The organism is uncultured Kluyvera sp. (assembly GCF_902485085.1).
Lineage (GTDB): Bacteria > Pseudomonadota > Gammaproteobacteria > Enterobacterales > Enterobacteriaceae > Kluyvera > Kluyvera ascorbata.
On sequence record NZ_CABTJS010000054.1, the window covers coordinates 1 to 10,197 of the forward strand.

Annotated in this window: 10 protein-coding genes and 2 pseudogenes; 7 read left to right on the forward strand and 5 right to left on the reverse strand. The window is 46.6% G+C overall.

What is annotated here, in order from left to right; all coding sequences use genetic code 11:
- Together RDN66_RS06915 and RDN66_RS06920 are read left to right on the forward strand one after the other, a co-directional pair.
- Window positions 1–293: pseudogene (locus RDN66_RS06915) on the forward strand (LexA family transcriptional regulator); the annotation flags it as partial.
- Window positions 294–481: 188 nt separating this feature from the next.
- On the forward strand, window positions 482–919 hold the full coding sequence (locus RDN66_RS06920) for a hypothetical protein (RefSeq protein ID WP_270503900.1): 438 nt from the start codon (window positions 482–484) through the stop codon (window positions 917–919).
- 479 nt (window positions 920–1,398) lie between these two features.
- Here RDN66_RS06920 and RDN66_RS06925 read toward each other — a convergent pair whose 3' ends face one another.
- Window positions 1,399–1,713, reverse strand: a complete 315-nt coding sequence (locus RDN66_RS06925; protein ID WP_270503901.1) for a hypothetical protein — start codon at window positions 1,711–1,713, stop codon at window positions 1,399–1,401.
- A 151-nt stretch (window positions 1,714–1,864) separates the two neighbouring features.
- Here RDN66_RS06925 and RDN66_RS24270 point away from each other — a divergent pair.
- A pseudogene (locus tag RDN66_RS24270) lies at window positions 1,865–2,143 on the forward strand (Tn3 family transposase); the annotation flags it as partial.
- A gap of 544 nt (window positions 2,144–2,687) precedes the next feature.
- On the opposite strand, the gene RDN66_RS06935 reads toward RDN66_RS24270, so the two are convergent.
- Window positions 2,688–2,984: a YciI family protein gene (locus tag RDN66_RS06935; protein WP_035896284.1), complete on the reverse strand. Its 297-nt coding sequence runs from the start codon at window positions 2,982–2,984 to the stop codon at window positions 2,688–2,690.
- Between the two features lie 220 nt (window positions 2,985–3,204).
- Here RDN66_RS06935 and tonB point away from each other — a divergent pair, with 220 nt between their 5' ends.
- The gene (gene tonB / locus RDN66_RS06940) at window positions 3,205–3,918 is read left to right on the forward strand and encodes a TonB system transport protein TonB (RefSeq protein WP_035896283.1); all 714 of its coding nucleotides are present in this window, start codon (window positions 3,205–3,207) and stop codon (window positions 3,916–3,918) included.
- 23 nt (window positions 3,919–3,941) lie between these two features.
- Here tonB and RDN66_RS06945 read toward each other — a convergent pair whose 3' ends face one another.
- A complete protein-coding gene (locus RDN66_RS06945; RefSeq protein WP_202217856.1) occupies window positions 3,942–4,802 on the reverse strand; it encodes a fructosamine kinase family protein in 861 nt (286 codons plus the stop codon).
- 274 nt (window positions 4,803–5,076) lie between these two features.
- On the reverse strand, window positions 5,077–6,009 hold the full coding sequence (gene pfkB, locus RDN66_RS06950; protein ID WP_035896281.1) for a 6-phosphofructokinase II: 933 nt from the start codon (window positions 6,007–6,009) through the stop codon (window positions 5,077–5,079).
- A gap of 316 nt (window positions 6,010–6,325) precedes the next feature.
- Here pfkB and RDN66_RS06955 point away from each other — a divergent pair, with 316 nt between their 5' ends.
- On the forward strand, window positions 6,326–7,084 hold the full coding sequence (locus tag RDN66_RS06955; RefSeq protein WP_248538763.1) for a YdiY family protein: 759 nt from the start codon (window positions 6,326–6,328) through the stop codon (window positions 7,082–7,084).
- Window positions 7,085–7,354: 270 nt separating this feature from the next.
- Entirely contained in the window at window positions 7,355–7,600 is a 246-nt protein-coding gene (locus RDN66_RS06960; RefSeq protein WP_035896279.1) for a hypothetical protein, read from the forward strand.
- Between the two features lie 269 nt (window positions 7,601–7,869).
- Here RDN66_RS06960 and yniD read toward each other — a convergent pair whose 3' ends face one another.
- Window positions 7,870–7,977, reverse strand: coding sequence for a small membrane protein YniD (gene yniD / locus RDN66_RS06965; protein ID WP_100249959.1), 108 nt, complete (start codon window positions 7,975–7,977; stop codon window positions 7,870–7,872).
- A gap of 292 nt (window positions 7,978–8,269) precedes the next feature.
- Here yniD and thrS point away from each other — a divergent pair.
- Window positions 8,270–10,197: threonine--tRNA ligase (gene thrS, locus RDN66_RS06970; protein WP_035896278.1), on the forward strand; the 1,928-nt coding region annotated here is incomplete at its 3' end.

The following is a 10,197-nucleotide window of genomic DNA, read 5'->3' on the forward strand; positions in this document are numbered from 1 at the left end:
CTGCGTGCTCGCATTTTCGGGAAGGAGTTTTACAAGGGGCTTTGCTGGTGGTCGACTCTTCGCTTTCTCCATTCGATGGTTCACTGCTTGTGTGTGCTATCGAAGGGGAATTCAGGATAGAGCGTTATCGCCTGCACCCGACCCCACATCTGATCAACCTGGAAAATGGGCGAAGAGAAGAGCTACCTGAAGATGAAGGGAGTTATATAGGGTCGCATCCTGTTTTTGGAGTAATTACGTACATCATCAACGATGCCAGAACGGGAGAGTTTGACGACTGCCCGGTGATGTGAAGAGTCGAAGTTCATGCAATATCTTGGTTGGTCTTATTGATTGCTGGAGTTATATCTGCTTTTACGGTTGACTTTTTATGGTAAACATTAAAATTAATATAATGCGTGGATTGTTTTTTATATCTACATTGATTATATTAATGCAAATTATAAATTGTAATCCAATTAGTTAAAAATAAGGGGAGATTTTGAAAAGAATAGTAACGGGGCTGATGTTGGTTGCTTTTTCGGGTGCGGCAATGGCATGGACTCATCACGAAAATAAAAATGGCCATTACTGGGACGTCGATGATGCTGTGAATTCTAAGAGTTTTTTGGCTCTTACATGTAACGATGATCAGTCGTCAAATGTTATTTTTTATGCTGATGGGACATTATACCAGGTGCCTAAAATTAGTGCTTATAAGTCAATAAGATTATTGGTTGGACATTCAACGAATAATGATTACACATTGATAGATGAAAAAAAAGACCCAGTGAAAGGAAACCCACATCGCTATACAGGTAAAGGTTTTGCCAAAATTTTTAACATGTCAGATTCATTCAAAATAATCACATCTGATGGTAAGGAATATAAATTTACCCCTAGTGATAAAAACGAAATAGATTTCAGTGTTTGTTATTAAATATCTCACTGAACTGGTCATGATTCATTTATTTCTATCCATGTGAATAATAAATCAATACTCATCATGCTTGAACGTTCAAACTACGGTGAGTATTGCAATCTAAACCGTTGACTGATTCTTTTTTATTTTGTACCACCAAAGCTGATTTTATGTGAAGGGAATAAAATAGAGGTATCACTATGTCACTTTCTGAGACTATAATATGGCGATTATTGACTGCATCAGTATGTTTAAAATATTTTATTGTGATATCTTTTGAACAGCAACACACTCATGATTTTAAAGATTTTGTTAGAAGAATTTCATTATACAATTGGTATCAAGTTACTATTGTAGTTATGATGGGCGGTTGGGGTAGAGTTTTATATGGATAAAAATATAATCACGATACTCAAGAGTACCGTGATATGATATTTTTACCCTAAGTTGGTAAAGGTATTAAACATTATATCAGTAGCGATCTGGTATTTTTGATATTATCTATACCACTGAACCTTTCCATTTCTACATACAACTGCTGTTCTTAATAATGCAGGGGCAAACATTACTAATAAAAAAACAATAACACCAGAAACCCAGCCTAAAAATGCCACAGTTTTCATTCCAATGGAAAATCCTATAAGAAGGCCTAATATAATACCTACCATACCAAACATGCCAAGAATTGGGCGCATTGCTTTAATAGAGTGATCAAAATTACCACGGAATGTGGTTACTTTTTCTGCGTTGCAAGAGCTACATATATCTGCTTGATCATGAACATGTGATCTACAGAAAGGACATACAGCCATAGTTTTTATCCCCATAAAAATTTAATGTCAAATATGTTAAATCTTAAGGCAGTTCGCAATTCTACCTAAATAAAAATAACAAGAAAGGGAGAATTTTGTAGTGGCGCTGTTCGTGGAATTCTGATATTCAATTCAGACTTGGAGAGGGTTGTTTGGGATTTGTCCACGATCGTGGCATCCACGATAAGAAGCTATTTATCACAGGGAAAGCCGACCAATACCCGGTGCTTCAGTACTGATATCAACGACCACCCTGAATCTGAAAGTGAACGAAATTCACTGGCGTGAAGTGCTGCGTCTGACAACCTAGATAAAGCAGGGACTGGTTACGGCATACTTGATGCTGAAAAAGCTTGTCAGAGACTTTAAACAAAACGGTCGTGCCAAAGCATTGAGGAAAAATTGTCGTATTGAACGAACGCTGTTTATGGGTTAGCCCAGACACTCACGCTCTCCGCTCATTGTGGACCTTAGAGGCTGTAAATCCTTCACCATTGGAGTGGTTGGTAATCGGTAACTCTCTGAATAGATTAAATAGTAATTTCAGAGTGAATGGGAAAAATCAAAGTAACTTATTGATTAGTATAGATAATACGCATAATTTAAAATCACTCGTCCAATACCACCTAGGTTCATAACCTCAAAAAAATCTGGTTGAGGTGTAGTTGACTGTCTCGCTTGCTCAGTAGCGGGACATTAGCGTCCGGTGTGACGTTGTGCTCACTAATTTGTTCTGGGTCATAGGAAATATCATGCTCACCTCCGACTGCAAGATAGGCGAGGTGATCTTTAAGGGTTTGAGCTTGGGCAAAGAATGGGCATATACAAATTTCTAGTGTAATTGCCAAACTGGAGGCCAGGTGGTTGTGATTGAGAGAGCATTTAGATTAATGCGTACCTAAATGCGCCCTCAAAATGATGATAAGAATTTATTTTTTACGTATCTTCATGAAATAATGATACATTTTTGAAATCTAAAAAACCTTCTTATAAGGTTTTACTGAAACCTGCTGATAAACCCCTGCGGCGACGTATGGGTCATCCTGCGCCCATGCCTGAGCGGCTTCCAGTGATTCAAATTCAGCAATAACCGTTGAACCGCTAAAACCGGCCGCGCCTGGATCGTTGCTATCAACGGCTGGCATTGGGCCTGCGGTCAGCAGACGGCCTTCATCATGCAGAAGCTGCAGGCGAGCCAGATGAGCAGGGCGGACGGAAAGACGTTTTTCAAGAGAGTCGGCGATATCCTGAGCGTAGATGACGTAAAGCACGGGCGGAACTCCTGTTTAAATAATTTGCGGATTACGTTAAGGGAAAGCGCTAGCGACTGCAATGCAAAGTTTTGCCGGTGTGAAAAGTTGTGTTTGGACGGGGATTTTTTGGGCAGGAAGGGCAAAAAGTTGATCGAAGATAAGATGTCTTATTGAATATGATTGTCATTTGCATTTAAAATCGGGGTCTCATTTTTTAACTGTAACGATTATGACTGCAATGACCCTTGATTTACCTCGCCGCTTTCCGTGGCCGACGTTACTCTCTGTTGGCATTCACGGTGCCGTCGTGGCCGGTCTGCTTTATACCTCGGTACATCAGGTTATTGAACTGCCCGCACCCGCTCAGCCGATTACCATCACGATGGTGGCTCCCGCTGATTTAGAGCCCCCACAGGCAGTGGTTCAGCCACAGCCAATCGTTGAGCCTGAACCCGAGCCAGAACCGGAACCTATTCCTGAGGTGCCGCAGGCCCCGGTCGTTATTCATAAACCGAAACCTAAGCCAAAACCTAAACCGAAGCCGGTGAAAAAAGTTGAGCAGCCAAAACCGGAAATTAAACCGGTTGAACAGCGTCCGCTCTCCACGGTGAATAATGATGCGCCGCCAGCGCGCTCCGTTGCGAATAACCTGCCGGGCGCCAGTGCGCCATCGGTCAATGCGCCCACTGGCCCGCGCGCGCTTAATCGTCCGCAGCCAGGTTACCCTACGCGTGCTCAGGCTCTGCGTATCGAAGGTAAAGTTCGGGTGAAATTTGACGTAACCGCCGACGGGCGCGTCGAAAATGTGGAAATTCTTTCCGCTCAACCGTCAAATATGTTTGAACGCGATGTGAAAACGGCTATGCGCAAATGGCGCTATGAAACCGGTAAGCCGGGCACAGGGCTCATTATGAATATTGAGTTCCGCCTGAAAGGCGTGCAGATGAACTAAAAAAGCCCCGAAAGGGGCTTTTTTTATGCAGCGAGAACGTGGTCCAACGCTTTCTGCGCAGTGACAAAGTGCTGACCGCCGAAAAGAATGGCGCGGTTAATTAAGGTATAAAGCTGATAGACCGACTGCCGGTCAAGGAAATCTGCCGGAAGTGGGGACACGGACTGATAGCCATCGTAAATTTGCGGTGGTTGATCCGGGTGCAGCGGTAACATGGCCAGGTCGCATTCGCGATCTCCCCAATAACAGGCTGGGTCAAAAATATACGGCCCGTTTGGCCCCAGTGCGCAGTTGTTTGACCAAAGGTCGCCATGCAATAGAGAAGGCTGTGGCTGGTGGCCGCTCAGGCGCTGCTGGATATGGTTAACAATGGCGTCAATATCCCCGAACTCCATGCCTTTTTCAGCCGCAAGCTCAAGTTGCCAGCCAATACGCTGTTCGGCGAAAAAGTTGGACCAGCGCCGTTGCCAGGCATTGGGCTGTGGGGTGGTAGACAGATCGTTGTCGAAGTCGAGGCCAAACTGCGGCTGATCGCTCCATTCGTGCAAACGGGCAAGCTGCTGACCCAGTAAGAATGCATTATGCGCATCCAGCGGACGAGGAGGCAGGTACTCCATCACCAGGAAGCTGTAATCGCGGTCTGAACCGACGACAAACACTTCCGGAACGGACACGGTTTTACTACGGGAGAGCAGTTCAAGTTGATCGGCTTCCGCGGTGAAAATGGGTAATAGCTCTCGTTCATCGCATTTGACGAAAAAATCGCGACCTGTATAGCGTATATGCCATGCGGCATGGATCTCTCCGCCGGGCAGTTCAGTACGCTGATCGATTTCGCCACTTCCAAGTTGCTCGCCTAACAGACTACTGATCGCTTGCCACATGATGTCTCTCCCCATGTTTTCTGCCATATCATAAGGTTAGCGCATAAATGCCGGGTAAAAATACGAGCTATACCGCACAACGGGTAAAAAGAGTGTAGAAAGCAGGGACAAGGTCGTATGCCTTCTGCGACAGGTGCATGATGGCTCACCCGTGGCGATCGTGAGTTAAACCATCGTGATGCACGCCATTGTTAACAATGGAGTTTGGTTAGCATAGTTGATTACCGTGATTTCGCGACTCGTAGCGTGTGCTACGAGCCCGATTTTTGAGCATTTAGTGCTGTTGCAGGTAGGCGTAAATCTTATGGGTATTTTCCTGCGAACACAGGCGCGTCCCCTGGTTAATCGTCGCTGCACTGCCTGCGGCAACGCCAAAGCGAACCATCTCTTCGAGGGACGCATTTTCAGCAAGCTTGAGGGTCATGGCGCCAACCATACTGTCGCCCGCACCAACGGTGCTCTGACTTTTGATGGGAGGCGGCACAACCTGAACGCAGTTTTGCTCGTCAATCGCCAGCGCCCCTTGCGCACCTAACGATACCACTACGCGCCGAGCCTTCCCGCTGCGGATGATTTCCAGCGCTGCATTGCGCACATCATCAGGTTGTACAAGTTCACGTTGGACCAACGCGCTGAGTTCTTTCTGATTCGGCTTAACCAGCTCAATCTGGCCTATCGCCAGTGCAGCGGTAAGGGCATCACCGGAGCTATCGATAACGCAACGTAGGCCATGATGTTGGGCGGCTTGAATGAGTGCAGTGAACTGCTCAAGGGAAACGCCAGGCGGAAGACTGCCGCTGATGACCAGTAGCGACCCAGGCGCAATTTGCAGAACCTTTTCCTGTAATTTCATCAGTTCATCACCGTTGAGCGTGGCTCCCGGCATCACAAAGCGGTATTGCTCGCCGTTAGCCGCAACGTGAACGTGAAGGTTCTGGCGAGTCCATTCGTGTGCTTCGATGCTTTCAACCGGTACGTTTTCAGCCTGAAGTAGGGCGACCAGGTGTTCACCTGTTGCGCCACCGGCGGGGAAAATAGCGGTCGCGCTGCCGCCCAGAAAGGTGATTGCGCGCGCAACGTTAATCCCACCGCCGCCAGGCTCGAAAACAGGGGCACTACAGCGGAGTTTCCCTTCTGGATAAATCTGTGGCGTTTGGGTGGCGCTGTCGAGTGAAGGGGCGAGCGTCAGCGTGTAGATCTTGACCATATCGATAACCTCCCTTTTTAAGCCAACAAGTGGCTTAGAACACAATTGCGTTTAAGTCTGGCACCGGATAGAGAATAAAGAAAGAATCAACGGACTGATTTTTATAGAAAAGCGTAAAGAAGCTGCGGCTTTTTTATTATAAATTAAAACGTGCTTTAAGAGGTCTCTTATTCAAAAAATGAAAGAAGAATAGATTGCTATGTTATACGTGCCTTTTTATAATTTGTTGCCTTTCTATGGACCACCCCGTCGTTGATCCTCGCGAAAGTTTCCGGGACGGAATTGTCTCCTATTTTGTTGTACGGACCCTTAATAAATGAAGCTTTTGAAGACAGTACCGGCAGCGGTTGTGCTGCTGGGGGGCGTGTTTGCGTCTGCATATGCAACCGCCAGTGATACCGTTTTTACTGTCATGGATGACCCGAGCACCGCCAAGAAGCCTTTTGAAGGCAACGTCAATGCGGGCTATCTCTCGCAGGCTGGTAATACCAAAAGTACTTCAGCGACCGCTGACTCCACGCTCACCTGGTACGGTGAATCGACGGCCTGGTCCCTTTGGGGTACCGCCAGCAACACGTCTGCAAACGATGAACGTTCTTCAGAGAAATACTCTGTAGGGGGGCGTAGTCGTTACAATATGACGCATGAAGATTACCTGTTTGGTCAGGCGAGCTGGCTGACCGACCGCTACAATGGTTACCATGAGCGTGATGTGTTTACCGCGGGTTATGGTCGTCAATTCCTGAATGGACCTATCCACAGCTTCCGTTTTGAATTCGGTCCTGGCGTTCGTTATGACGAATATACCGATGGCGATTCAGAAACTCGGCCGCTGGGTTATGCTTCCGCGACCTACGCGTGGCAGATGACTCAAACCGCGAAATTCACTCAGGGCGTATCCGTACTGGGCGCGGATGATACGACCGTCAACTCAGAAACCGCACTGAATGTCGCAATCAACGAACACTTTGGTTTGAAAGTGGCTTACAACGTGACCTGGAACTCTGAACCACCAGCAACGGCGCCGAATCATACCGATCGCCGTACCTCGCTGACGCTTGGTTATACGATGTAATAATTTACAGGCCGGAGAATTCCCGGCCTGTATTTTCAATTTATCGTTTTGTGTTATTATTTAAAGCAACCGCTGTTTTATTTTATTAAAAATACAAGTTCTTCATAATATCTCCACATTCGACCTTTCTGACATATATATTCAATAAATTTGACACGAATAGCTAAATATTTTGACTAGGCAAAAGTGTGATCTGGATCTAGACTATGTTCAAGGGCGGAATGATGCCTTAGCGTTCTAAAGTCTTAATCAAGTCAGAGAATAAACATTATGAAAAATATCAAAATCGCATCCGCAGCTATTCTGCTGTCAGCACTCTCTTTCGGCGTATTTGCTGCCGAACCAGTAGCTCAACCTGCCAGTTCTACGAACACCACTACCGCACAGCACATTGGTATCTCTAGCGCGCACGACGTTGAAGCGGGCTCTAATATGGCGCCTGGCTCTCAGTCTACCGGCCAGTCAATGGATGATGCTTTTAATGTACATACCCTGGTTGCTGGTGGTTGGTCCTAATATTTCTGTGCTGTAATAATCTGATTTTTGTTCAATTATTTATAACGGCAGAGAAAACCGGGTAGAGTGGTACCGGTTTTTCTTGCTGCCATTTATTTCTAATTAAAATTCAGTCTTTGTATTATGAGTGTAAATCTGAATCGGGTTTAGTCGCACATATTGTCAATAAATCTGTGTTAACAGCATTTTCTGTATATATTCTAATGCGCTAGTCTGAATGTTAAAAATGGACTGAAAACTCCGCGCCATTAGCCTTTACACTTCCATCATTATCCCCAAATCATCGCCGCCCATCTAAGCAGTAGCATTGCGCCACAGATAGCGATCAGTACCAGCACCATTTTCCAATGTTTTTTTGCGAATCGATGAGTGGGCATGTTCTGTCCTTTTTCCTTTAAGATTTAATGTAGTGTATCAGAATTGTTGGTAAAGATAGCAGTGTGCGCCCCACAAGGTAATTGCGGCTTTTATCATGTCCTGATGATGTGTAAACTAACCCACGGTGTTATCAGCAGGCGGATGCAGGCGGAGCAGGGTACACAATGTGTACACACTCCTCATTTTTTGCAGAGTGAAGCAGAAATCAATCCATAACCTGTTGATAAATTTAATCATATAGTTTTGTATGTGCTCTTTCGTGTGGGGCACCACTGCAAATAAGGACATTAAATGCCTGTAATTACTCTTCCTGATGGCAGCCAACGCCATTACGACCACGCCGTAAGCCCAATGGATGTTGCTCTGGACATCGGTCCTGGCCTGGCAAAAGCCACCATCGCTGGGCGCGTGAACGGTGAACTGGTTGATGCTTCAGATCTGATTGAAAACGATGCCACGCTGTCTCTTATCACCGCAAAAGATGAAGACGGTCTGGAAATCATTCGTCACTCGTGTGCTCACCTGCTTGGTCATGCGATCAAACAGCTGTGGCCAAACACCAAAATGGCGATCGGCCCGGTGATTGACAACGGTTTCTATTATGACGTTGATCTTGACCATACGCTGACCCAGGAAGACATCGACGCGCTCGAAAAACGCATGCATGAGCTCGCCGAGAAAAACTATGATGTCATCAAGAAGAAAGTGAGCTGGCATGAAGCTCGTGAAACTTTCGTCAAACGTGGTGAAAACTATAAAGTTTCCATCCTTGATGAAAACATCGCGCATGATGACAAGCCTGGCTTGTATCATCACGAAGAATACGTCGACATGTGCCGTGGTCCGCACGTGCCGAATATGCGTTTCTGTCACTACTTCAAGCTGATGAAAACCGCCGGTGCATACTGGCGTGGCGACAGCAACAACAAGATGCTGCAGCGTATCTATGGTACTGCATGGACGGACAAAAAAGCCCTCAATGCCTACCTGCAGCGTCTGGAAGAAGCGTCAAAACGCGATCACCGTAAAATCGGTAAGCAGCTCGACCTGTATCATATGCAGGAAGAAGCGCCGGGGATGGTGTTCTGGCATAATGACGGCTGGACTATCTTCCGTGAACTGGAAACTTTTGTTCGCTCCAAGCTGAAAGAGTACCAGTATCAGGAAGTGAAAGGCCCGTTCATGATGGACCGTGTGCTGTGGGAAAAAACCGGCCACTGGGACAACTACAAAGATGCAATGTTCACCACCTCTTCTGAGAACCGTGAGTACTGCATCAAGCCAATGAACTGCCCGGGGCACGTTCAGATCTTCAACCAGGGTCTGAAATCCTACCGTGACCTGCCGCTGCGTATGGCGGAGTTCGGTAGCTGCCACCGTAATGAACCGTCAGGTGCGCTGCATGGCTTAATGCGTGTACGCGGCTTCACTCAGGATGACGCCCATATCTTCTGTACGGAAGAGCAGGTGCGTGATGAAGTGAACGCATGCATTCGTTTAGTCTATGATATGTACAGCACTTTCGGTTTCGAAAAAATCGTGGTCAAACTTTCAACGCGTCCGGAAAAACGTATCGGTAGCGATGAAATGTGGGACCGTGCTGAAGCGGATCTGGCGGTTGCGCTGGAAGAAAACAACATCCCGTTTGAATATCAACTGGGTGAAGGCGCATTCTACGGTCCGAAAATTGAATTTACCCTGTATGACTGCCTCGATCGTGCATGGCAGTGCGGTACTGTACAGCTGGACTTCTCTCTGCCGTCTCGTCTGAGCGCCTCTTATGTAGGCGAGAACAACGAGCGTCAGGTACCGGTGATGATTCACCGCGCAATTTTGGGGTCTCTGGAGCGCTTCATTGGCATCCTGACCGAAGAGTTCGCTGGTTTCTTCCCAACATGGCTTGCCCCTGTGCAGGTTGTGGTGATGAATATCACTGATTCTCAGTCTGAATACGTTAACGAATTGACCCGTAAACTACAAAATGCAGGCATTCGTGTAAAAGCGGACTTGAGAAATGAGAAGATTGGCTTTAAAATCCGCGAGCACACTTTACGTCGTGTCCCTTATATGTTGGTCTGCGGTGACAAAGAGGTGGAAGCTGGCAAAGTTGCCGTTCGCACCCGCCGTGGTAAAGACCTGGGCAGCCTGGACGTAAGTGAAGTGATTGAGAAGCTGCAACAAGAGATTCGCAGCCGCAGTCTTCAACAACTGGAGGAATA

Excerpts from the sequence above, each read along its gene's own strand:
- RDN66_RS06925 (WP_270503901.1), bottom strand. The coding sequence starts at position 1,713 with ATGGCTGTATGTCCTTTCTGTAGATCACATGTTCATGATCAAGCAGAT.
- tonB (WP_035896283.1), top strand. The coding sequence starts at position 3,205 with ATGACCCTTGATTTACCTCGCCGCTTTCCGTGGCCGACGTTACTCTCT.
- RDN66_RS06945 (WP_202217856.1), bottom strand. The coding sequence starts at position 4,802 with ATGTGGCAAGCGATCAGTAGTCTGTTAGGCGAGCAACTTGGAAGTGGC.
- pfkB (WP_035896281.1), bottom strand. The coding sequence starts at position 6,009 with ATGGTCAAGATCTACACGCTGACGCTCGCCCCTTCACTCGACAGCGCC.
- RDN66_RS06955 (WP_248538763.1), top strand. The coding sequence starts at position 6,326 with ATGAAGCTTTTGAAGACAGTACCGGCAGCGGTTGTGCTGCTGGGGGGC.
- RDN66_RS06960 (WP_035896279.1), top strand. The coding sequence starts at position 7,355 with ATGAAAAATATCAAAATCGCATCCGCAGCTATTCTGCTGTCAGCACTC.
- yniD (WP_100249959.1), bottom strand. The coding sequence starts at position 7,977 with ATGCCCACTCATCGATTCGCAAAAAAACATTGGAAAATGGTGCTGGTA.